The organism is Mesorhizobium sp. WSM2561 (assembly GCF_000513915.1).
Classification (GTDB): domain Bacteria; phylum Pseudomonadota; class Alphaproteobacteria; order Rhizobiales; family Rhizobiaceae; genus Mesorhizobium; species Mesorhizobium muleiense.
Genome location: NZ_AZUX01000002.1, coordinates 84,614 through 105,796, shown reverse-complemented (window position 1 = coordinate 105,796; position 21,183 = coordinate 84,614). Strand labels below are relative to the sequence as shown.

The window sequence follows — 21,183 nt, the reverse complement described above, 5'->3', positions numbered from 1 at the left end:
CTCAGCGTCAACTGTGAAGGCGACTGTTCCATCAAAGTTTAACGACGGAGAAAGCGCACTGGAAAGCACGTGCGGTAACAGTTGATTCAACCATTGCTGGTATTTAGAGGAGTGTGGAAGCGGCTCCGACAGTGAGGCGGGGGAGCTGATTGCCGGAGCCGCCTGCGCAATCCCGGTTGGGTTTGACCGCGCTGTCCTATTCTGGGACAGCGCGGTCAACGATCCGTTAATATCGGAACTAATCAATGAAGCGAGCCGACGGCTTCCAGACAGCTGCTTGGCCGGTGAGCTAGTGATGACTGTGGGTCTCGCGATCGAGGGCGCGGCGGGCTTCGGCCAAATTCTCGATCAGAACCTCTAGCAGGATTTCGCTTTCCGGGAGGATATGTCCGCACCGGCGCTCATGCTCTACAACTCTGTCTTGGAATGACACCGCCTTCTCATAGCGAGTGACGAGGTTGGAATAAAGCTGGTGCATCGTGCTTCTCCCTGATTAGGCGAAAGCACGTTGCTCGCTCTCAAGCGCTCAATTGCCGGAAGGTATGGGCGACCGGGAAACCTTACTCTCTTTAACGGCAAAGCGCCAGAATAAGCCCGCTGTGGCGCGAGGTGCCAACCGCCGGTTGCTAGACCTCACGCAGCCGGCGCGCGTAGGATTTCTGCGCACTGGGCACACCACCCCCGCCCACCCCCTCGTGCCTGGTGAACGACTAGGACCCTCGCCCGCCGTGCCGAAAGGTGCGGCGGGCTTTTTGTTTCCCGTATGGAACAACGCCGCGCATCTAATCGCACCAAACCAAGTGTCCGGATCTGGTCAAAGACGGGCCAAAAATCTGCCGTCGGTGGCGGAACGCGACACATGACCAAAGCAGACGTATCAAAACCAACAGCCGCCACCATCAGCTTTACGTCAGGCTCTCAGTCCTTCTTGAACTCGAATATCTCGATGACGTTGCCCGACGGGTCTTCGAGCAAGATGGCGCGTCCGGCACCACCGTCGCTGATTTCGCCGCGGAATCTTGCATCAGCCCGGCGCAACCGCTCAATGAGGACATCGATCTCGTTCGTAACGATCATAAATCGATTCCACCCGCCCGGCTTCGGATCGCCGCCCGCCTGACCACCGCTCCCCGCACCGGGGGCGCTGAGATACAGCGTCAAGTCGCCGCGCAGCAGCGCGGCGAACTTGCCCGGATTGTGCTTGTCGATCTTGAAAGCGAGATTGTCTCGATAGAACGCGACCGCCTCGTTAACGTCCGCAACGATGTATCGGACGGATGCCATTCAACCTTCTCCTCTGTCTTGTGGCCACAACGGTCAACTCGTGCAAAAGGTTTCCTGTCGGTGGCGAAGGATTGAGGGTTTTTGGACGTTTATGACACCCCTATACGACCGAGATTGGGTCGTTAGCTGAATGGCTACTTTTGCCAACTGGATGCTCGAAAGCTTCCGATCTGCTTACGGCCCCAACTGGAACAGCCGAATCGACAGGGGATGATGGCGCAGAATGCTCGGAGAAGCCGGCCAGAATAGCCGGGAGAGACGACTCGCCCGTCCAGTGAGCAGCTTTCCAGCCCGCATTTTCTGCCGCGGCGACGTTCGCAAGAGTATCATCAACGAGCAAGATTTCGTTCGGAACGCGGCCCATGCGCAGGCCGATCTTCTGGAAGAAATGCCCTTCGGGTTTTCGGCAGCCCATCTCTGCGGGTTAGAAGATCCCGTCAACGTGCTCGGCGAGCCCAAGAACCTGCAATCAGGTAGATGGCTCTCATATGCTCCTGGTTCGTCGCCAGGGTCGACGTCGCGTTCTGCGGGACAAGACCGCGCACGCTGGGGCGCGGTATCGGATGGTCTGAATTCATCCCAACCGTTACTGGAGACGCCCAGCGGTCCGGGTGACGGAATTTTTTGATCGCCTGCAACGTTTATATTCATTCGGCTGCATTCCGTTTCGCGCGGTCAGAACCCGCGAACCCGAGATGACCGCCGACTGGCAATCGTCTTTGGGAGGGACGTGACATGCCCTTGCGTTTCAACAGTACAGCAACAATTTTCGCTCTTTTCCTATCTTCAACCTTGATCCCCGCCGCGGCTCAAATGAGCGCGAAAGGAAAAACAAGCGGGAAGGATTTCGACAACGCTGCCGCCGAGCAGGCCAAGCGATATCTCGAGGAAGGCCGCGAGACATTCCGCTTCGACACCTTCGGCAGCGAGGATTTTTGGGGCGGCAAGCTTAAGCTGCATGAAGCGGTCGCGGGCGAAAAGCTGGGCGGTAAGGGGCCTGGCCTCAGCCCCGAGAAGGCTCTTGAGCTCGGCCTGAAGGTCGATGTGAACGCCATTCCCACGGATGTGGCCGAGGCGCTCAACAAAGGCGAGGTCGATCTCGCGGACCCGGCCAGCACGCTCGTCCTACTCAGGGCCAACGCCGTTGTCGGTGTGACCGGCTTTTTTGCCGAGGATGGAAAGACGCTGACCTCGGTCGGCATACAATGTGCCGTGTGCCATTCGACGGTCGACGATGCATATGCGCCGGGCATCGGGCATAGGCTGGACGGCTGGCCCAACCGCGACCTCAATATCGGAGCGATCGTCGCGTTGGCGCCTGATCTCACAGCGTTCACCGAAATGCTGCAAATATCCGAAGCCGAGGTGAAGAAGGCGGTGGAAGCATGGGGCCCTGGCAAATTCGATGCCGAACTGAACCTCGACGGCAAGGCATTCCGGCCGGACGGCAAGACGGCCGCCACGCTCAATCCGCCGGCATTCGGATTGGCCGGCGTGAACAACCACACATGGACCGGAGCCTGGGGCACGGTGAGCTACTGGAACGCGTATGTCGGCAATCTCGAAATGCACGGGAAAGGCGTGTTTTACGATCCGCGCCTTGATGACGCCGAGAAGTATCCGGTCGCAGCACGAACGAAGCAGGGCCACAAGCAGGACAAGCAGGACCGGATTACAGCCAAGTTGCCAGCGCTCCATTTCTATCAGCTCTCGCTGCCGACACCGAAACCGCCGGAGGGCGCCTTCGACAGCGCGGCCGCGGAAAAAGGTGAGGCACTTTTCAACGATAAGGCCAAATGCGGCACTTGCCACGTCCCGCCGCTCTTCACGGAACCGGGCTGGAACCTGCATACGGCCGACGAGATAGGGATTGACGACTTCCAGGCGATGCGGTCCCCAGACGAGCGTTACCGGACGGCATCGCTGCGAGCCCTTTGGGACATCGAGAAGATCCACAAAGGCGGCTTTTACCACGACGGGCGGTTCGCCACCCTCAATGATGTTGTCAAGCATTATGACGGCCATCTTCGCCTTGATCTGACCGATCAGGAAAAGAGTGATCTGATCGAGTACCTCAAATCGATCTGATCCGGCATTCGACGGCGCCAGCGCTTCTTTTGAGTTTGGATAGGGAGGAAAGGTCATGAAAGAAGATCGAAGTGCGCCAAATTGCGGGTCGGCACAAGGTGAGCCAAGCCAAGCGCTGTCTCGCCGGAATTTTCTGAGGGTGTCGATAACCGGCGCGGCGATTGCCGGTGCAGGTGGACTCGCTTCCTGTATGACGGGCCAGCCTACGCCTCGAGGCGCGGGAACGACGCCGAAGCCTGTTGCGCTTTATCAGGATTCTCCAAACAAGGGTCGCCGCTGCGGCGGCTGCAAGCATTTCCTTAAGCCGAACGCATGCGAGATTGTCGCTGGTGAGATCAGCCCGGACGGCTGGTGCCGTTTCTACGAACCGCTGCCAGCCTGAACCTTGCTTGGACACATTCGGTGCCGGTATTGCGACTACTCGGTATCAGCACCGGCCGGACTGCAGCGGGCTTGCGGGGGATAGGCCCAGTCAACAGTTAGTGGCTGCTAATGTTCCAGACAACCGTTGGGACGGTAAGCGACTGGCATGACCGGAAATGATGCTGGTCAGAGAAATCGGTCGAGCCGCCAGCGTAATCCCGCCTCTACCAAACATGTGAGCATCCCCTAATTTACTCCTCATGAGTCTCCTTTGGTCTCCCCCGGTCTACGTGAAGGCGAAACGTCCGGGCATTCGCCATGGGGTCAGCCACGTCGAGGGAGCCGCCGAGGAACTCATGGCGTGGGACACAAAGGGGCCGAGGTGGACGAAAGCGGTCCAATCATGCGTTGACGCGTTCGAGGGCAGAGTGTCCCCCCAAGAGGTCCGTGAAGCCTTTGAGGCGGCGGCCAAGGAGGCGAGCGTGTATCTCTCGCCTGAGTAGGAGGTGCCATGGCAACTCTTTGGTTCGTCCCTCCGGTGTTCGTGAAGTCTGAAACGAACGGTGTCAGGCATGGCTGCAACAATGCGAGGGCAGCCCTTAAGCAGCTCAAAAGGTGGACCCGGAGAGGGCCTTGCTGGCACAAGGCGTGGACCCTCTGCCTCGGCATGAAGCAACTTCTCAGCGAAATGGCCGCTTTGGCAGATCCAGGCTTTTGGGTCGCGTTGGCGGTTGTTCTGATTCCCTACGCCATCGGCGTCGCACTGCTTGTCTGGGTGGCTGGTTGAGGGTTGGTTGTGTTGTTCCCCGACAGCCGCGCTTTCCCTTCCCGGCGCCGTTGGACCGGCTCTTGGTCAAAATTTTACATTAGAAACTTGGAACATAAGTGAGGCAGAGAACATTGTTGGCGCCATGGACAAGAACGATGGCGACAATCTTCCTGAGGGGTTTCGGGGCAACCTGCCCGAGGATCCAGTGATCCTAGCCGATATCAAGAAAAGAATTTCAAGAGAGATCGACGGTAAAATTGGGCCGGACGGTTTGGCGGTCACGAAGGCCGGGCGGGATCGCAATCTGGTTGAGGAATAAGAAGCTGACGCCGCCCTCGACAGCCAACCGTCCGTGGTTCCGTTTTTCCTGGTTCTGTATGTGCTCTCAATGTTGGGCTTGGTAGGGTACGCCATCGCACGTTGGTACTTTCTATGGCGTGCTTGAGTTTCCTTCTCTCATTTAACTTACAGGCAGCAGCGCCCTGAGGGAGCTGATTTCCTTCATGGTCGACCTCGCCATGGAACAAGCCACGCTGCCTCACGGTGGCGGGCTATCTACCTTGCAGGTCGCTAGTCAGAACTCTAACGCGGCCCATCTCGTCCAACTGCCCTGCATCGTTTTTTTTAGATGCCATTTCACGGACGGCATCCAAGCCGAAGTCTTCGATCGCTTCGGTCGATGTCACGACGAGGACACGCTCTGTTCCATCAAAGGCTTCAAGCAACAACTCGAACCGCTCAGTGATTCCCTCTTCGCCAGTAAAAACCAGACCCATATGCCCTCTCCCTGACCAAATAGGAGGGTCTACTGTTCTACCGGCAGCGGCTGGTGCTCCGGCTCGGCATGATGAAGCACCTGGCCAAGATCGCGCTTGTCGAAGTCCTGTCCATAAACGGGGCAATGCTCGAAATGCTCCGCCTCGGGCTTGATTGGCTGGTCGTGGTCCTCGCCTCGAAATCCCGTGCCTTCGTTGTTGGTCCGATATCTCATTTCCGCTCCCGCAATACCCTCGCGGCTTCTATCAGGGCTTCACGATCGTTGCCGTTGGCTTCGATGAGTTCGCGGACCTGCTCGTCGTCACGCCATTCTCGCGAGCGAAATATTCCAATTCGTAATCTTCGTCGGCGGACACGCGATTGGGATCGCGAAAGTCTCGCTTGCTCTTATCGTCGGCCATGTCGCCGCTCTCCCGATGAGTTTCGAATCGGTGGCAACGTCGGAAACGGGATTTTGTTGCTGCAGCCCTGCGGAATCACGTTCCGTTCACTGGCTGATGTAAGCCGGCCGCCTAGAATCGAACGGGTGCGTAAAATTGTAAGTACCGGCGCCGGCCGGCTCGAATTCATTCCGCCGATGATGCCTACCTTGGTTGCCAAGCCGCCCCAGGGCGACGCGTGGTCCCACGAGGTCAAGTTCGACGGCTACCGCTCGCAAATTATCATCGAGGACGGTGGCGTTCGCATTTTGGAGATGACGCGCCGACATTTGCCGTCGAGCGTTCGTAGTAATGGGTCCAGTCGCCATAACGGCGTCCGACGCCGGCCGCGCTAACCGCGCGTCCTAGCTTTCGGTTCGGCCGGCAGGTGGAACTTCGAAATATTGAAGGCGCCGACTGCATCGATCCGATGAATCGCACCCCGCTGCTCGTTACGTTACAAACCGCGCCGCGAAGGTATGAGACGGTCTGCAAAGACTGGGTGAACCACCCCGGAACGGCCGCCAAACCAACCAGCAATCGCGCCAAGCACAAGGGAGACGAATGCCAGAAGCGCGCCGGTCGATGCGACCGAAGCAGCGGTATCTGCGGCTTCCGCCGCTTGTTGCTTCGCCTGCTCGACGGCTTGGTGATATTGTTGTTCCATCTGCGCCACCTGCTGCGTGGCTTGTTCGAGAGGGATGCCGCGCGCCGTCGCCAGTGCTTGTGCCGCGTTTTGACGCGCTGCGTTCGCATCCCCCTCGTTGCCCATGATGAGAGCGCGCATCGCGTTAATGGCCGCATTGTTAAGGGCTTCCGGATCTGTTCCGGTCGAGCGCACCTGAGCTTCAATAGCTTGGAGAGGATTGGCCTCTGCGACAATCGGGGCCGCAGTCTGCGCTGCAGTCTCGCTCAAGCCGCCGACGGCACTTGCGATGCCACTGAAAGCTCCGCCAACAATCATGCCGACGGTGCTGGTGAGGAAATATAAGACCAGCAAGGTTGTGAGTGCCCACGTTGTCAGACCATGGAAGGCGCCCGTGGTCGGGAGCGTCTTGCCGGACATCCGAGCAGCGATGTAGCCGCCAACAAACGCAGCAACAATGCCGGACAGGACATACCAGATACCAGCTACAATCGAGAAGGTCGATGCCTCGGGATTGTCACCGGTCCCGGGATCGAGCGTGGCGATGCCGATACCCGCACCCAGCAAAGTCAGCAGGACTTGGACCACGAGAGCGACGACCACCCCGGCGAAAATGGCGCCCCAGCTAACTTTGTTCAGCAAGATCGTGTGAGCGTCATCACTGGCGGTCGAGGATGCCAAATTTTCCCCTTGGTCGGAGTTGGAAATTGCGGCGCTCATCATTGTTCTCCTTGAATGTCGCGGCGAGTTACTGGGGGACCAGCGCTTCGAATGATTTGCCTCGGCTTGCTGGTGACTGCATCGAAAGGGTCACTCCTAAACGCGCGCCTCGTCGAACTGGAGGGCGGCGGCGGAGATGGCCGAGGTGGTTACGGCATCGCCCAAACCCTTTTCGCCAAACGTTGCTAGGAGCCGGTGGCGCGCGCGGCTCAAGCGGCTCTTGATCGTTCCGATGGCGCAGCCGCATATGCTTGCCGCATCGTCGTAACTGGTCCCGAGAACGCCTATCAAAACAATAACCTGGCGCTGATCGTCGGGCAAAGCTTCGATGGCCCGCGCCATCTCCTGGCTGCGTAGCGACCATTCCTGGCTCGCCGCGATCGCTGGCCGGCTCGAAGCGCAATCGAGCAGACCGGGTCCCTCGCGATTCGCCATTTTGATGCGCGTATAGAAAGTGTTGCGCATTATGGTGAAAAGCCAGGATTTCATATTGGTCCCGGGCTGGAAGCGGTTGATGTTTGCGATACCTTTCATCAGCGTCTCCTGGACCAGGTCGTCGGCATCGTAGGCATCCCTAGAGAGCGTGCGGGCGAAGGCCCGCAAGGCAGGGATGAGGGTCACAAACTCGCTCCGCTCTGTTGGCATGTTTATCTCCGAGTTCGAATAAGCTTGGTCGGTCTGATAAGCCCACGCTAACCCGTCGAAAGAAGGTCGGTTCCACATTGGCGTCGCGGTTTTGGAATTACTTACGTGCAGACTAACAAATGCTAATTTTCCGGCATCGTGCGGGTCGGGACGACAGCTTCGAATCTTATTGGCGGTCGTCTTCGCGAGCGAGACGACACGCCCTCATCAAGCATTTAGCTGTCCGTTGAGGGTTACCTCCGTTCCGCACATTCGGACCTGATGGGCGCGGCGCGTGGGACGAAACGGAGCCCCGGACCGACAAAGGGGATTGGCCAGCAAACCGCAATCGCTTAAAAAGGGGTTGGTCTGATCATCGGTGTTTCCTCGCCCGATGAGCGACCATAAGCACCAGAAGGAGAAGGCTGTGCCACAACGCGACCAACCACCTCCCTGGGGCGTCGGTGCCCCCGGCATATTGTGACTGGCACTTTCACAGCGCTGATCCTGGCTCTCGAGCGCCGAGACCACATCAGCGAGGAAGAGAAGAGGTTATTGGAGCAGCTGCCGTTCCGAATCCGGACGTTTGCTGCTGGCGAGAAACTTGTGATGGAGAGCTCCCGTCCAACCGAAAGCTGTCTTGTCCTGAACGGCTTTGCGGCCCGCCAGCAATACGTCTCGGAGGGCAAGCGCCAACTTACGGCAGTTCATATAGCGGGCGACTTCGTTGACCTGCACTCGATGCTGCTAAAGGTCATGGACCACAGCGTCGTGTCGCTTGGGGATTGCATCGCTGCGTTCGTGCCCCATACCAGTCTCCAAGCCATAATCGCTGCGTCGCCACATCTCGGTCGTCTGCTGTGGCTCTCTACTGTGATAGATGCCGCCATAGAGCGGAACTGGGTCACCTGCCTCGGCCGCCGGCCGTCCAATACTCACCTTGCTCACTTGATCTGCGAGCTCTACGCACGTCTGGAAACTGTGGGGCTTGTCCGTGGCCAAAGCTTCCAACTACCCGTTACGCAGTCCGACATTGCCGATATCGTTGGTTTATCAGTCGTACACGTTAACCGGATGATCCAGGAGTTGCGCGCATCTGGGCTGATCAGATGGGATCGCAAAATGGTGACCGTTCTCGATATCGATCGCCTTCGCGAGTTGGCGGATTTTGACCCGACTTACTTGAACTTGATACGAGAGCCTCGGTAATGGTGAGAGCAGTTTTCGCCACGACCACTAGATCGATTGCTTTTAGCTTCGCATAGCTGAACAGCGGCTTCCGCAACATGTGACCAGGCGCTGCCGATCGCCGAGAAGCCGATGGGCCGACGCACCAGTGGTTGCGGACACACGCTTGGGAGACCCCGGAGGAACTGTCTGATGGGCAGGCCCGCTTGCGTTTCACATAGATCTCAGGAATATAATCCTCTCCGTTGCGGCGAGCCCTTTAACGGAGATCGCCATGCCTCCGCTGCACCCTTGGCAGGAGGCCCTTGGTTCCCGGCTCGCTTTGCCAGCGTCCCTTGGTCCCATGTCGGCCAAGGCGCGAGCTGCGCGAAGCTGACCGACGATTTCTAAATTTCAAACTGAGACACCGCCCGTTGCTATAGCGTGGTAATCGCGGCCATTACCCCCTATTGGGGAGGGTAATTCCGGGACTGGTGAGCGCCATGCTATAGAGGTCAATGCGTAGTGTCTCAGTGGACGCGCGGGTAGCCGCGCTTTTGATCAGCGACTTTACCGGGAGCGATGACGTCGATCCTGACTTGCTGGAATGGATCGTGCGCAAGTAGCTCGTGGTCGTGTCAACTCGCTCACCAGATGAGCCATTTCAGTCTCCCGCTTAGATAAGCGGTAGCACCTGAGTTGATGAACATTAGTGAGTCATTTCGCGACGGAACTATAGCCGGATGGTTGCGTTACCCCCCGCTAGTGTGGACTCTGCAAGTGACTGACGAGCAGGACAGAACACCCAGCGCATCTGACAACGCTGTCGTCCGGCGCTTGGTCAGAGAGGCGAATATAACCGAAGAGCAGGCTCGCGACCTTATCGCTCTTCTGGGGTCCGACTGGCCGTCACTTATGCGGGAAGCCCGATTCCTAACTCGAAAACGCTAGTCTGGTCTGTCAAACACATAATAACCTAGAGATATGCCTCGCCAACATTTGCGGTCGACGTTCGGAACAGGCGCCTATCCAAGTTTGCAAGAATGGCCGGCGCCGCTTTGGAGGGCGGGGTAGATTGTTTGAATAGGGCGCCAGCCGGGCGGGTTGGGGTCCGCCGCCTTTGGATAGTACCGAGCTTGTGTCAGCAGGCGGTCGACAACGCTCCGGCCTTTGCATCGTCACCGTCTTGCACAGAGCCATCGTTTTCATCTGCCGGGCTTTCTAACCCGGACGTTCCAATCTCTGAACGACGCGAAGATGACGGTGACGGCGCACTGCCATCATGCGCCGTGTCACCACCGTGACACGCTCGATCTGGTAAAGCTGCGCGATCGGTTCGGCCCTGATGCGCCATCGCGAGGCAAAGGACGGGCGCTAGAATGAAGGCCCTAATAAACTTGGAACATAAGGCGGCAGAAAACATTGTTGGCGCCATGGACAAGAACGATGGCGACAATCTTCCTGAATGGTTTGCGAGCCGCCTGCCCGAGGATCCGGTGATCCGTGCAGATATTCGGACAAGGATTTCGAGAGAGACCGATGGGAAAAATGGGCTCTCCGGTATGGTGCTCACTAAAGGCGGGCGGGACGACAATCTGGTCGAAAAAAAGGAAGAAGCCAACGCCGCCCTCGACAACCAACCGTCCGGGGTTCCTTGGCTCCTAGTCCTGTGTCTGCTCTCAATGTTGGCCTGGGCAGGGTACGCGCTGGCCGGTTCGTATTTTCTATAGCGCCCGCTCACCGACCCCTTCGCCTACCATGTACCGGATCGCCCGTTCGGTTCCCGGAACTAGGTTGCCTGAGGGGGCACGGGGCTTTTGCGCGCGAGCCAGTTATCCGATCAGGCGCTCACAAATTTCTACCAAACATTCCGGCCCTGCTGAGGAACCTCCAGGCACCACGAGAGTTCGTTTCTCTGCCACTCACGCAGGCCTGTGCCATGGAAGAACTCGACAAAGCGCGGCAGCAGGCCATGGCCCGCCTTATCCGTCAGTGGATCACAACGGATACGAACCGCCACCACCTTCGCCACTTGCTGAACATGCCGGTAGACCAGGACATCCCCCGGAGCATCGATCATTGCTCGACGAGTTGGACCGCAAACTAAACGAGTGGATCGAGGCTGAAGCGATCCTGGTGCGCTCGATCGTGCTGGCCGCACCTGCCTCCGCAGGGCGGGTGGCGCGGCTTTGCAAAGCGCACATGATTTCGTCACGAGAGATGCCGATGTCGCCAAGGACGCCATCGGGTAAACGGCTCAACTGGTCCGTTGCCGATAACAGAGCCTTTCGCTCGGCGTGGAGGCGTAACCACCTGCGAAATGGACCAACCGCGACAGCATGAATTGCAACCATGATCAGATCGTCCCTTCACTGATCTGAATTGACCGGTACGGAACGGCGCGGCTGGCACTCCGGGCAAGAGCGCCAGCCGTCCGCGAAGCAGGTTACGCGTAGTGGTCGATGGACCGGTTTTGCTGTGGCGTGCCCGCACGGCGGGCGGTGGCTGGCCCCGGGCCACGCATATAATAAAGCTCCGGCCGGTAGCGCCGCGCGGCGAATTTGCGAAACGCCGCAGCAAGTTTTGTGAAGGGAGCCAAGAATTTCATGACCGTTCCCTTTCCCTTCGCCTGCTTGAACACGAGCCGGCGGGCCTGGATGTTGCAAACAAGCATATGCCAGTCGGACCAGGCTCGGCTGTGGGAATTCCCACACCGGGGAAAACATTGGAAAAATCCGCTCCCAGTTTTGCTTTCCGGAAAGCGGGGCCTGCGGCCATCAAATTTCCTTGGATAGGGAGTAAGATGAAGTACACCTGATTGAACAAGAGGCTGTTGTGACAGGCTCTCCGGCCTTCATCTCAAGACTTTGCGATGCCGACCTCGCCGCGCTGACCAAACGGTGGCACGAGCGCAGCTATCGACACAACGAGCTGATCATTTCCCACGGCGACACTGGTCGCGAAGTCTACTTCCTGCTGGAAGGACGGGCTCGCGTGACACTGGTTTCAGCGGACGGCAGGGAGATAGCGTATCGCGATGTCGAACCGGGTGACATTTTCGGGGAGCTCGGAGGCATTGACGGGATTGCACGCTCTGCTAGCGTCGTCGCGCTGGAGGCAACCCGCGCTGCACGGCTGTCCGGCACAGCATTCCGGGATATCGTGATGACCCATCCGACTTTCGCCTGGATGCTGCTTGAGCATCTGTCTGCCCAGCTCCGGCGCATGACCGAGCGGGTATTCGAATACAGCACTCTGGTCGTGCGAAAACGGCTGATCGTCGAACTCCTGCATCGGGCGGAGAAAGCCGCACCCGTGGACGGCGAGGTGTCCATAAGCCCGGCACCGACGCACTCCGAGCTGGCGGGAACGATGAGCACGCACAGGGAGGCGGTCTCGCGCGAAATGAGCGACCTCGCCAAGAGAGGGCTGATCGAAAAGCACGGCAGCCGGTTGTTGCTGCATGACGTCTCGGCACTACGGGCGCTGGTCGACAAGAAGGAATAACGGAAGGCTGTCGCTGCGGCGGGGGGGGCGATACCGCACATTTCATGCGACAGGCCTGACGCGTACCCGCGGACCTGCTGTGCCAACCAAAAACAGACCGCAACCCGTTCCGGGGATGAATCGGTGAGCGACTTGCGAAGCTCAAATTTCAAGACCTTTGCCTTAAACCACTCGGCCACCGGGCAAAGCATTTTTTTAGGTCGAGAAAGCGTCTGGCGGTGCCCCGGCGGTGCCCAGAGAGCCTGCAAGGGAAGATGGCCCCGAAGGGCTGGAGGTTAACTAGTTAAAAACACTGTGGAACATTTGGTGGAGCCAATCGGAATCGAACCGACGACCTCTTGAATGCCATTCAAGCGCTCTCCCAACTGAGCTATGGCCCCACTCCGGCAGTCAACCGGCGCCGTTGCCGGCGAAGAGATCCGGCGCGGGTTGAGACCGCGCCGTTAGTGCAGGCGGCTTCTAACCCCGCCTTCCGTCAATATCAAGCCTTTAAGAGCCGCTTTTTATCAAGAACCCGCGAAAGTCGGCGGGCGCTGTGCGAGAGGCCGGATCAGACTTCGTCGTCGTCGTCGCCGACGCCGATCATGTCGGCGACATCGTCGTCCTCTTCCTCTTCGTCGGCGAGGAAGGTATCGTCGTCGTCGCCGAGGTCCACATCGTCCTCGTCATCGCCGAGATCGGGAAGATCGTCGGGCTTCGCATCCTCGTCCGCCTCTTCGAGCGAGACGACCTCGACGCCCTCTTCCTCCTCGGCGTCGACTTCCTTCTCGGCAACTTCCTCTTCCTCCTCAAGGGCGGCAATCTTGCCTTCCTCGAAATAAGAGCGGGGATAGTTCTTGCCGGTATAGGGCGAGACGATCGGATCCTTGTTCAGATCGTAGAATTTTTGACCCGTCTCGGGGTCGATGCGTTTGGTGCCAAGTTCGGGTTTTGCCACAGCAAGCCTCGTCGATGAAAGTTTGGTCCCCATAACCACAGTTTACGGCGCTGTCAAAGCCTAAAGCCAGCGTCACAAATCCCCGCGTTGAGCGACCTCTTGCAAGGGGATGACCATTTCCGCCCGCCGTGATACGAGACCGCGCAAACCAGAAGAAAAAGGCCGGCCACCGGCGTTTTTCACCCAAGGAAAACCCATGTCGCATACTGCCGCCCCGAAACCGGCCACCGCCCGCAAATCGCCAGCGCTTTCAGGCACAGCACGGGTGCCCGGCGACAAGTCGATCTCGCACCGCTCGTTGATGTTCGGCGGCCTCGCCTCCGGCGAAACCCGCATCACCGGCCTGCTGGAAGGCGAGGACGTGATGCGCACGGGCGCCGCTATGAAGGCAATGGGCGCGCATATAGAGAAGCGCGGCGCTGAATGGGTGATCCGCGGCACCGGCAACGGCGCGCTGCTGCAGCCGGAAGGCCCGCTCGATTTCGGCAACGCCGGCACCGGTTCGCGCCTCACCATGGGCCTGGTCGGCACCTACGATATGGAGACGACCTTCATCGGCGACGCCTCGCTGTCCGGCCGGCCGATGGGCCGCGTGCTCGAGCCGCTGCGCCAGATGGGCGTGCAGGTGCTGAAGGCGACGCCCGGCGACCGCATGCCGATCACGCTGCGCGGCCCCAAACACGCCGCGCCGATCACCTACCGCGTGCCGATGGCCTCGGCCCAGGTGAAGTCGGCGGTGCTGCTCGCCGGGCTGAACACGCCCGGCATCACCACCGTCATCGAGCCGGTGATGACGCGCGACCATACCGAAAAGATGCTGCAGGGATTCGGCGCCAATCTGTCGGTCGAGACCGACGAGCGCGGCGTGCGCCACATCTTCATCGAGGGCCAGGGCAAGCTCACCGGCCAGACAATCGCTGTGCCGGGCGACCCGTCATCGGCCGGATTCCCGCTGGTGGCGGCGCTGATCGTGCCGGGCTCGGACATTACAATCGAAAACGTGCTGATGAACCCGACCCGCACCGGTCTTTTGTTGACGCTACAGGAAATGGGCGCCCGGATCGACGTTCTCGAGCCGCGCAATGAAGGCGGCGAGGATGTCGCCGATCTGCGCGTGCGCTATTCCGAGCTGAAGGGCGTCACCGTGCCGCCCGAACGGGCGCCGACGATGATCGATGAATATCCGGTGCTTGCTGTCGCGGCGAGCTTTGCCGAGGGCGAGACGCTGATGCAGGGACTGGAAGAGCTGCGGGTGAAGGAATCGGACCGGCTGTCGGCGGTCGCCGAAGGGCTGAAGCTCAACGGCGTCGACTGTACCGAGGGCGAAGCCACACTGGCCGTGCGTGGAAAACCCGGCGGCAAGGGGCTTGGCCAACATCCGAACGGAAAGAGCACCATCGTCCAGACCCATCTCGACCACCGCATTGCCATGAGCTTTCTGGTCATGGGACTGGCAACGGAAAAGCCTGTCACCATCGACGACCAGGCGATGATCGCGACCAGCTTTCCGGAGTTCATGGGGCTTATGAAGGGGCTGGGGGCGGAGATCGAGTGACAGTTGATGGCAATCAATAGCCTTGGAGCGTGGGACCAAATTGGAACGGCGGCGGGACAGCGCCCCCCTCTGTCCTGCCGGACATCTCCCCCACAAGGGGGGAGATTGGCGACTTGGCCGCTCCGCTCAATCCTGCAACTTAGACAATTGGCGAAAGCCGCGATGACGGCCGATCTCCCCCCAAGTGGGGGAGATGTCCGGCAGGACAGAGGGGGGCGAGAAGGATCGCCACGCCTGTCTGGATCATTGCAATTTTCGGTTACGGTGGGCGGCGAATGACTTCGACCTTCACCATCGCCATCGACGGGCCGGCAGGCGCCGGCAAGGGAACACTTGCCCGGCGTCTGGCCGACCATTACCGGCTGAACCTGCTCGACACCGGCCTCACCTATCGCGCGGTGGCCCATGCGCTGCTTCGGCTCGGCCTGCCGCTCGACAATGTCTCGGCCGCCGAGACCGCTGCCCGGCAGGTCGACCTGGCCAAGCTCGACCGGTCGGTGCTGACGGCGCATGCGGTCGGCGAAGCGGCTTCGAAAGTGGCTGTCATCCCTTCGGTGCGGCGCATACTGGTCGAAAAGCAGCGCGAATTCGCCAAGGCGCCGCCGGGCGCCGTGCTCGACGGCCGCGACATTGGCACCGTGGTCTGTCCCGACGCCGACATAAAACTCTATGTGACGGCGAGCGCCGAGGTGCGGGCACAACGCAGGCTGGCCGAGATCGAGAGCATCGGCGGCACCGCCGATTTCGACGATATCCTCGCCGATATCCTGCGCCGCGACGAGCGCGACATGGGTCGCGCCGACTCGCCGCTGAAGCCGGCCGCCGACGCGCACTTGCTCGACACGTCGGAAATGGCTATAGAAGCCGCGTTCCTGGCGGCCAAGGCGATCATCGACGACGTTCTGGCCAAGAGAAACAAAGCCTGAGCCGGGTTTCCTGCCGTTGCCGATTGCCGGCGGCGAAAAGATACCCATATCGGGCACGAACCAGCCTGCCAGCATTCTTCATGCGCCGGAATTGCCGCTTAGGCGGCCAAGGGCTTTTTTGAGGCCCGGAACGCCGGCAGGCCAACGCAACGCTAACCCACGGCGCCCGCCCCGCTTGAGATGCGGGGCATTCCAGGAGAAACTATGTCAGTTGCAAATCCCACTCGCGATGATTTCGCGAGCCTGCTCGAAGAATCTTTTTCCGCCGGCCATTCCGGCGAAGGCCAAGTCGTCAAGGGCACGATCACTGCGATCGAAAAGGACATGGCAATCATCGACGTCGGCCTCAAGGTCGAAGGTCGCGTGCCGCTGAAGGAATTCGGCGTCAAGGGCAAGGATTCGACGCTTAAGGTCGGCGACACGGTCGAGGTCTATGTCGAGCGCATCGAGAACGCGCTTGGCGAAGCGATGCTTTCGCGTGAGAAGGCCCGCCGCGAAGAGAGCTGGGTCCGTCTCGAAGAGAAGTTCACCAAGGGCGAGCGCGTCGAAGGCGTCATCTTCAACCAGGTCAAGGGCGGCTTCACCGTCGATCTCGACGGCGCCGTGGCCTTCCTGCCGCGCAGCCAGGTCGACATCCGTCCGATCCGCGACGTCTCGCCGCTGATGCACAATCCGCAGCCTTTCGAGATCCTCAAGATGGATCGCCGCCGCGGCAACATCGTGGTGTCGCGCCGCACCGTGCTCGAGGAGAGCCGCGCCGAACAGCGTTCGGAAATCGTGCAGAACCTCGAAGAGGGCCAGGTGGTCGAAGGCGTCGTCAAGAACATCACCGACTATGGTGCGTTCGTCGACCTCGGCGGCATCGACGGCCTGTTGCATGTCACCGATATGGCATGGCGCCGCGTCAACCATCCGACCGAAATCCTCAACATCGGCCAGACGGTCAAGGTGCAGATCATCCGCATCAACCAGGAAACCCACCGCATCTCGCTCGGCATGAAGCAGCTCGAGAGCGATCCGTGGTCCGAGATCGGAACGAAATTCCCGATCGGCAAGAAGATCAAGGGCACCGTCACCAACATCACCGACTACGGCGCGTTCGTCGAGCTGGAGCCGGGTATCGAGGGTCTTATCCACGTTTCGGAAATGTCGTGGACGAAGAAGAACGTGCATCCCGGCAAGATCCTGTCGACGACGCAGGAAGTCGACGTGGTGGTGCTCGAGGTCGATCCGGCCAAGCGCCGCATCTCGCTCGGCCTCAAGCAGACGCTCGAGAACCCGTGGCAGGCTTTCGCCAGCAGCCATCCGGTCGGCAGCCAGGTCGAGGGCGAGGTCAAGAACAAGACCGAGTTCGGCCTGTTCATCGGCCTCGAAGGCGATGTCGACGGCATGGTCCATCTTTCCGACCTCGACTGGACCCGTCCGGGCGAGCAGGTGATCGAGGAGTACAATCGCGGCGACATCGTCAAGGCGCAGGTGCTCGACGTCGACATCGACAAGGAGCGCATCTCGCTCGGCATCAAGCAGCTGGCCAAGGACACGGCCGGCGAGGCGGCGACTTCGGGCGAACTGCGCAAGAACGCGGTCGTCACCTGCGAGGTCACCGGCGTCAAGGATGGCGGCCTGGAAGTGCGGCTGGTCGACAGCGGCATCGAGACCTTCATCAAGCGCTCCGACCTCAGCCGTGACCGCGACGAGCAGCGCCCCGAGCGCTTCACGGTCGGCCAGAAGGTCGACGCCCGCGTCATCGCCTTCGACAAGAAGACCCGCAAGTTGCAGGTCTCAATCAAGGCGCTGGAGATCGCCGAAGAGAAGGAAGCGGTTGCCCAATACGGCTCGACCGACTCCGGCGCTTCGCTGGGCGACATCCTGGGTGCCGCGCTGAAGAAGCAGGGCAGCTAACTCTACAACGCCACGCCTCGCGCGCGGCCTGTAAACAAACCCCGCCGGATCGCTCCGGCGGGGTTTTTGTTTTGACCGTGGTCATAGTCATAGGGATCGGACCCAAAAACCTGTCCTCGGGCCTGACCCATGAGTGGGAACCGATTGTGGGTCCGCTCTAAAACAAAGAGATAAATCAGGCCCTGCCGTAAAGCGGCACCAGCGTGCCGCTCATCGCCAGATTGGCCGGCGAAGCGAGGTAGGCAATGGCCTCCGCCGCCGCTTCGAGGCTAACCCATTTGCCGAAATCGGCGGCCGGCATGTCAGCCCGGGTGGCCGGCGTGTCGAGGGTCGAAGGCGCGACCGCGTTGACCAGAATGCCTTTGCCCTTGAGTTCTTCCGCCATCGCCACCGTCATTGCCGCGACCGCCGCCTTGCTGGCGGCATAGGCGACCATGCCGGAACCGCGCCGCAGGTCGAGCCCGGCGCGCGCCGTGACATTGACGATGCGGCCCGACACGGAAGATTCCAGCATCGAGCGGATCGCCGCGCGGCAGCACAGGAAGGTGGTGCGGGCGTTGGTGTCCATCATTTCGGCAAAGGACGCGGGCTCGATCTTCTCGACCGGCGCGGCGGTGAAGCCGCCGGCCAGATGGATCGATGCCCACAAATCGGTAACGCTGGCGTAGAACGCATCGACCTTGGCGGGGTCGGCGAGATCGACATTGTGCGCCAGCCTGACGCGCTCATGTGCCGGGAAAGGAAAATGCGCGGGCGCGGCGGCATGGGCGTTCGGCACATGGCAGATCGCGCCCTGCTCCAGCAGTTTGCCGACAACCGCGCCACCGAGCGCTCCGGTGCCGCCGGTCACCACAACATGCCTGCCGTCCAGTGTATCCGTCATCTTCGCTCCAGTCACTCTTATGCCACGCACCGCCGCCGAAGGTCGCGCCTTTCGCGCGATCACTCAACAGAAATCTCGATGACGCAGCGTCGTTTGCGAGCGTCAAGCCGGCGGCCATCCGACGCGGATCGCATCCCCAGGCAGACGCTGGCCACAGCACTCAATCGACGGTGATCTCGATGACATACGGCAGTCCGGTCGCCCGCGCGCGCTTGAGTGCGTCTGCCAGATGACCGATGCCGGCGAGCCGCTCGGCGGCGATGCCATAGGCTTCGGCCAGCTTGCAGAAATCCGGCGGTGCCGGCGAGACGCCGACTGGCTCCACGCCGACATCAAGCATCGAGGTTTCGATTTCGCGATAGCCGAGATTGTTCCAGACGACGAAGATCACCGGCGCCGCAGCGTCGAGCGCGGCGCCAAGCTCCGGCAGCGTGAACTGGAAACCACCGTCACCGGTGAGACAGACGACCGGCCCATCAGGCACGGCAAGGGCCGCGCCGATCGCCGCCGGCGGACCATAGCCCAGCGCGCCGAAGCCGGTGGCGGCGTTGAACCAGCCGCCCGGACGGTCGTGATCGTAATAGAGGTTGGCGGCATAGACCGGCTGGGTCGAATCGCCGACGATGATCGAGCCTGGCAATGCATCGCGGATCTTCTCGACGGCGCGGGTTTGCGCCTGGAGGGCCGGGGCCATTTCGGCAAAGGCTGATTGCCTTGTCGCAGCGGCGCGAGTCTGACCGTCGCCCGCTGGCGGCTGGCCCGTACCAATCGCGACAAGCAGCGCCTCGAGTGCCGCGCCGCAATCGGCCTGGATCGAAATCCGGGCGGGCCGGCGGGCAAGCTGGTCGGCGCCGATGTCGATGCGGATCAGATTGGACGGCAGGACAAAGCCACCGTCGCCATATCCGTCGTAGTCGGTCGGGCCGAATTCGGTGCCGGCGGCAATGACCAGATCGGCCTCGGCCATCAATGCACGCACCGCCTTCAGACTGGGGCTGGCCGGCACGCCGAGCGGATGGCGGTGCAGCAGGCCGCGGGCATTGGCCGTCTGGACAACCGGCGCTCCCAGGCTTTCGGCAAGGCGCTGTAACGGCGCTTCGGCTCTCTTGGCGCCGCCGCCGGCAAGGATCAGCGGGCGGCGGGCAGCCGCGCAAAGTTTTGCCGCCTCTGCTATCGCCGCCGGATCCGGCTCGGGCGGCGCGACATTCGTCAGCAAGGCGGCGATGCCGTTGGCCGGCTTGACCATGACATCGGTCGGGATCTCGATATGGACCGGGCCCGGACGCGACGACGAAAACAGGGCGAAAGCGCGGGCAAGAACGCCCGGCAGTTCGTCGGCGTCGGTGACACGGTGCGAAAACAGCGCGACCTTTTCCATCATGCCGCGCTGGTCGGGCAGTTCGTGCAGATGGCCAAGGCCCTTGCCCAGTGTCGGCGTGGCGTTGACGCCCGAGATCACCAACATCGGAACCGAATCGGCACGCGCCTGGCCCATGGCGGTGATGGTGTTTGTCAGCCCCGGCCCGGTGATGACGAAGGCGATGCCGGGCCTGCCGCCGGCGCGCGCATAGCCGTCGGCCATGAACCCGGCGCCCTGTTCATGACGCGGGGTGACGTGGCGAATCTTCGAGCGCGCCAAGCCGCGATAGAGTTCGACTGTATGCACACCCGGAATGCCGAAGACCGTGTCGACATCATGGGCTTCGAGCAAAGTGATGAGCGCTTCGCCGACTGTCGTCATTGCCTGAGCACCGGACGTGTGAGGCAGGTCGGTCCGCCCTCGCAGGCGATGCACAGCGCGTCCGCCTCGAAGGTTGAAACCCTGCAGCCGGCGGCCGCCATGGCCGCCGCCGTCTTCGGGAAGCCGGCAACGGCGATCACCTCGCGCGGCGCGGTCGGCAGCACATTGAGGCTGAGGCCGTTGGAGGCGAAGAATTCCCCGGCGTCGCCTTCGACCAGGCGAATGCCTCGCGCCCGCAGCATCTGGTAGAAGGCAGCCGGCAAAAGCGGCGCATAGACCAGCGCCAGATCGTCGGCGAGCGGACTGATCACCGACATCAGATGCAGGCAGGCGTCCTCGCCATGCCAGAGCGGCAGGTCGTAGCCATAGACCTGGATACCCTTGGGGGTGAGCAGGTTGGCGAGTTGCTGGATGCCGTCCTGATTGGTGCGCACGGCGCGGCCGACGGCCAGGGTCCGTGAATCCACCCAGACGCAATCGCCGCCCTCGACCTGTCCGGGAGGCTCGATGCGGCCGAGGATAGGCACGCCCATGCGCTTGTAGGCAGCCTCGTGCAGGCCGGGCTCGGCCCGGCGCAGCGCCTTGCCCATGGCAAGGATGATGGCGCCGTGGTCGGTCATCAACGAAGGATCATGCGTGAAGACCGAATCGGCAAGCCCGTCATCGGCGTCGGTCAGCCATTCGATCCCGGCGCCGGATGCCAGAACCAGCGTCGTCAGCGCCTCATGCTGGGCGGCGGCCTTTTGCGGATCGAACCCCGCGCCATAGTGCCATTCCGATGCTTTGGCGCGGGCCATGGCGCTTGCGGCGGACCGCATCAGCACGCGCTGCAGGGGCCCGGCCATGGACTGCGACCCGTATGCTTTACCCACCAA

The 21,183-nt window shown here is 61.0% G+C and carries 21 protein-coding genes and 1 tRNA gene; 10 read left to right on the top strand and 12 right to left on the bottom strand.

Features of this window, described 5'->3' with window-relative positions; translation table 11 throughout:
- Positions 1-289 precede the first annotated feature (289 nt).
- Together M727_RS0103620 and M727_RS0103615 are read right to left on the bottom strand one after the other, a co-directional pair.
- Positions 290-478 carry a hypothetical protein gene (locus tag M727_RS0103620; protein WP_027151520.1) on the bottom strand — a complete coding sequence of 63 codons (189 nt, stop codon included), beginning with the start codon at positions 476-478 and terminating at the stop codon, positions 290-292.
- Positions 479-918: 440 nt separating this feature from the next.
- Entirely contained in the window at positions 919-1,284 is a 366-nt protein-coding gene (locus tag M727_RS0103615) for a VOC family protein (RefSeq protein WP_027151519.1), read from the bottom strand.
- Between the two features lie 735 nt (positions 1,285-2,019).
- On the opposite strand from M727_RS0103615, the gene M727_RS0103610 reads away from it, so the two are divergent.
- From M727_RS0103610 to M727_RS41335, 4 genes are all read left to right on the top strand, one after another.
- Positions 2,020-3,372, top strand: a complete 1,353-nt coding sequence (locus M727_RS0103610; RefSeq protein ID WP_027151518.1) for a c-type cytochrome — start codon at positions 2,020-2,022, stop codon at positions 3,370-3,372.
- 623 nt (positions 3,373-3,995) lie between these two features.
- Complete coding sequence (locus M727_RS0103605; RefSeq protein WP_027151517.1) at positions 3,996-4,238, top strand: DUF982 domain-containing protein; 243 nt, start codon at positions 3,996-3,998, stop codon at positions 4,236-4,238.
- A gap of 8 nt (positions 4,239-4,246) precedes the next feature.
- On the top strand, positions 4,247-4,522 hold the full coding sequence (locus tag M727_RS0103600) for a hypothetical protein (protein WP_027151516.1): 276 nt from the start codon (positions 4,247-4,249) through the stop codon (positions 4,520-4,522).
- Between the two features lie 124 nt (positions 4,523-4,646).
- Positions 4,647-4,823, top strand: a complete 177-nt coding sequence (locus M727_RS41335; protein WP_156941475.1) for a hypothetical protein — start codon at positions 4,647-4,649, stop codon at positions 4,821-4,823.
- 232 nt (positions 4,824-5,055) lie between these two features.
- Here the strand turns inward: M727_RS41335 and M727_RS0103590 are convergent, their stop codons facing one another.
- The 5 genes from M727_RS0103590 to M727_RS35750 form a co-directional block, all read right to left on the bottom strand.
- Positions 5,056-5,280: a hypothetical protein gene (locus M727_RS0103590; protein WP_027151515.1), complete on the bottom strand. Its 225-nt coding sequence runs from the start codon at positions 5,278-5,280 to the stop codon at positions 5,056-5,058.
- Between the two features lie 29 nt (positions 5,281-5,309).
- The gene (locus M727_RS35765) at positions 5,310-5,495 is read right to left on the bottom strand and encodes a hypothetical protein (protein ID WP_036261381.1); all 186 of its coding nucleotides are present in this window, start codon (positions 5,493-5,495) and stop codon (positions 5,310-5,312) included.
- Between the two features lie 31 nt (positions 5,496-5,526).
- The gene (locus tag M727_RS35760; protein ID WP_348627147.1) at positions 5,527-5,682 is read right to left on the bottom strand and encodes a DUF3606 domain-containing protein; all 156 of its coding nucleotides are present in this window, start codon (positions 5,680-5,682) and stop codon (positions 5,527-5,529) included.
- A 475-nt stretch (positions 5,683-6,157) separates the two neighbouring features.
- Positions 6,158-7,066 carry a hypothetical protein gene (locus tag M727_RS35755; protein ID WP_036261465.1) on the bottom strand — a complete coding sequence of 303 codons (909 nt, stop codon included), beginning with the start codon at positions 7,064-7,066 and terminating at the stop codon, positions 6,158-6,160.
- A gap of 96 nt (positions 7,067-7,162) precedes the next feature.
- On the bottom strand, positions 7,163-7,711 hold the full coding sequence (locus tag M727_RS35750; RefSeq protein ID WP_036261461.1) for a sigma-70 family RNA polymerase sigma factor: 549 nt from the start codon (positions 7,709-7,711) through the stop codon (positions 7,163-7,165).
- A 534-nt stretch (positions 7,712-8,245) separates the two neighbouring features.
- On the opposite strand from M727_RS35750, the gene M727_RS0103560 reads away from it, so the two are divergent.
- The 3 genes from M727_RS0103560 to M727_RS0103535 all read left to right on the top strand — a co-directional run bounded on the left by M727_RS0103560 (position 8,246) and on the right by M727_RS0103535 (position 12,364).
- Complete coding sequence (locus tag M727_RS0103560; RefSeq protein WP_236393467.1) at positions 8,246-8,899, top strand: Crp/Fnr family transcriptional regulator; 654 nt, start codon at positions 8,246-8,248, stop codon at positions 8,897-8,899.
- 1,337 nt (positions 8,900-10,236) lie between these two features.
- Entirely contained in the window at positions 10,237-10,587 is a 351-nt protein-coding gene (locus tag M727_RS0103550; protein ID WP_027151512.1) for a hypothetical protein, read from the top strand.
- A 1,105-nt stretch (positions 10,588-11,692) separates the two neighbouring features.
- Complete coding sequence (locus M727_RS0103535; RefSeq protein WP_027151511.1) at positions 11,693-12,364, top strand: Crp/Fnr family transcriptional regulator; 672 nt, start codon at positions 11,693-11,695, stop codon at positions 12,362-12,364.
- A 304-nt stretch (positions 12,365-12,668) separates the two neighbouring features.
- Here M727_RS0103535 and M727_RS0103530 read toward each other — a convergent pair.
- Together M727_RS0103530 and M727_RS0103525 are read right to left on the bottom strand one after the other, a co-directional pair.
- Positions 12,669-12,744: transfer RNA gene (locus M727_RS0103530), tRNA-Ala, on the bottom strand.
- 170 nt (positions 12,745-12,914) lie between these two features.
- Complete coding sequence (locus M727_RS0103525; RefSeq protein ID WP_027151510.1) at positions 12,915-13,301, bottom strand: TIGR02300 family protein; 387 nt, start codon at positions 13,299-13,301, stop codon at positions 12,915-12,917.
- 196 nt (positions 13,302-13,497) lie between these two features.
- Here M727_RS0103525 and aroA point away from each other — a divergent pair, with 196 nt between their 5' ends.
- The 3 genes from aroA (at position 13,498) to rpsA (ending at position 17,684) form a co-directional block, all read left to right on the top strand.
- A complete protein-coding gene (gene aroA / locus M727_RS0103520; RefSeq protein WP_027151509.1) occupies positions 13,498-14,856 on the top strand; it encodes a 3-phosphoshikimate 1-carboxyvinyltransferase in 1,359 nt (452 codons plus the stop codon).
- Positions 14,857-15,131: 275 nt separating this feature from the next.
- Positions 15,132-15,782, top strand: a complete 651-nt coding sequence (gene cmk, locus M727_RS0103515; RefSeq protein WP_027151508.1) for a (d)CMP kinase — start codon at positions 15,132-15,134, stop codon at positions 15,780-15,782.
- Between the two features lie 204 nt (positions 15,783-15,986).
- On the top strand, positions 15,987-17,684 hold the full coding sequence (gene rpsA, locus M727_RS0103510; RefSeq protein ID WP_027151507.1) for a 30S ribosomal protein S1: 1,698 nt from the start codon (positions 15,987-15,989) through the stop codon (positions 17,682-17,684).
- A gap of 175 nt (positions 17,685-17,859) precedes the next feature.
- Here rpsA and M727_RS0103505 read toward each other — a convergent pair whose 3' ends face one another.
- The 3 genes from M727_RS0103505 to M727_RS0103495 form a co-directional block, all read right to left on the bottom strand.
- Entirely contained in the window at positions 17,860-18,567 is a 708-nt protein-coding gene (locus tag M727_RS0103505; protein ID WP_027151506.1) for an SDR family NAD(P)-dependent oxidoreductase, read from the bottom strand.
- 160 nt (positions 18,568-18,727) lie between these two features.
- A complete protein-coding gene (locus tag M727_RS0103500; RefSeq protein ID WP_027151505.1) occupies positions 18,728-20,308 on the bottom strand; it encodes a 5-guanidino-2-oxopentanoate decarboxylase in 1,581 nt (526 codons plus the stop codon).
- Positions 20,305-21,153 (bottom strand): arginine deiminase family protein, encoded by an 849-nt coding sequence (locus M727_RS0103495; protein WP_027151504.1) that lies wholly within the window; start codon positions 21,151-21,153, stop codon positions 20,305-20,307. Before M727_RS0103495 ends, M727_RS0103500 begins: the two co-directional genes overlap by 4 nt.
- Between the last annotated feature and the right edge of the window lie 30 nt (positions 21,154-21,183).

Excerpts from the sequence above, each read along its gene's own strand:
- M727_RS0103620 (WP_027151520.1), bottom strand. The coding sequence starts at position 478 with ATGCACCAGCTTTATTCCAACCTCGTCACTCGCTATGAGAAGGCGGTG.
- M727_RS0103615 (WP_027151519.1), bottom strand. The coding sequence starts at position 1,284 with ATGGCATCCGTCCGATACATCGTTGCGGACGTTAACGAGGCGGTCGCG.
- M727_RS0103610 (WP_027151518.1), top strand. The coding sequence starts at position 2,020 with ATGCCCTTGCGTTTCAACAGTACAGCAACAATTTTCGCTCTTTTCCTA.
- M727_RS0103605 (WP_027151517.1), top strand. The coding sequence starts at position 3,996 with ATGAGTCTCCTTTGGTCTCCCCCGGTCTACGTGAAGGCGAAACGTCCG.
- M727_RS0103600 (WP_027151516.1), top strand. The coding sequence starts at position 4,247 with ATGGCAACTCTTTGGTTCGTCCCTCCGGTGTTCGTGAAGTCTGAAACG.
- M727_RS41335 (WP_156941475.1), top strand. The coding sequence starts at position 4,647 with ATGGACAAGAACGATGGCGACAATCTTCCTGAGGGGTTTCGGGGCAAC.
- M727_RS0103590 (WP_027151515.1), bottom strand. The coding sequence starts at position 5,280 with ATGGGTCTGGTTTTTACTGGCGAAGAGGGAATCACTGAGCGGTTCGAG.
- M727_RS35765 (WP_036261381.1), bottom strand. The coding sequence starts at position 5,495 with ATGAGATATCGGACCAACAACGAAGGCACGGGATTTCGAGGCGAGGAC.
- M727_RS35760 (WP_348627147.1), bottom strand. The coding sequence starts at position 5,682 with ATGGCCGACGATAAGAGCAAGCGAGACTTTCGCGATCCCAATCGCGTG.
- M727_RS35755 (WP_036261465.1), bottom strand. The coding sequence starts at position 7,066 with ATGAGCGCCGCAATTTCCAACTCCGACCAAGGGGAAAATTTGGCATCC.
- M727_RS35750 (WP_036261461.1), bottom strand. The coding sequence starts at position 7,711 with ATGCCAACAGAGCGGAGCGAGTTTGTGACCCTCATCCCTGCCTTGCGG.
- M727_RS0103550 (WP_027151512.1), top strand. The coding sequence starts at position 10,237 with ATGAAGGCCCTAATAAACTTGGAACATAAGGCGGCAGAAAACATTGTT.
- aroA (WP_027151509.1), top strand. The coding sequence starts at position 13,498 with ATGTCGCATACTGCCGCCCCGAAACCGGCCACCGCCCGCAAATCGCCA.
- cmk (WP_027151508.1), top strand. The coding sequence starts at position 15,132 with ATGACTTCGACCTTCACCATCGCCATCGACGGGCCGGCAGGCGCCGGC.
- rpsA (WP_027151507.1), top strand. The coding sequence starts at position 15,987 with ATGTCAGTTGCAAATCCCACTCGCGATGATTTCGCGAGCCTGCTCGAA.
- M727_RS0103505 (WP_027151506.1), bottom strand. The coding sequence starts at position 18,567 with ATGACGGATACACTGGACGGCAGGCATGTTGTGGTGACCGGCGGCACC.
- M727_RS0103500 (WP_027151505.1), bottom strand. The coding sequence starts at position 20,308 with ATGACGACAGTCGGCGAAGCGCTCATCACTTTGCTCGAAGCCCATGAT.
- M727_RS0103495 (WP_027151504.1), bottom strand. The coding sequence starts at position 21,153 with ATGGCCGGGCCCCTGCAGCGCGTGCTGATGCGGTCCGCCGCAAGCGCC.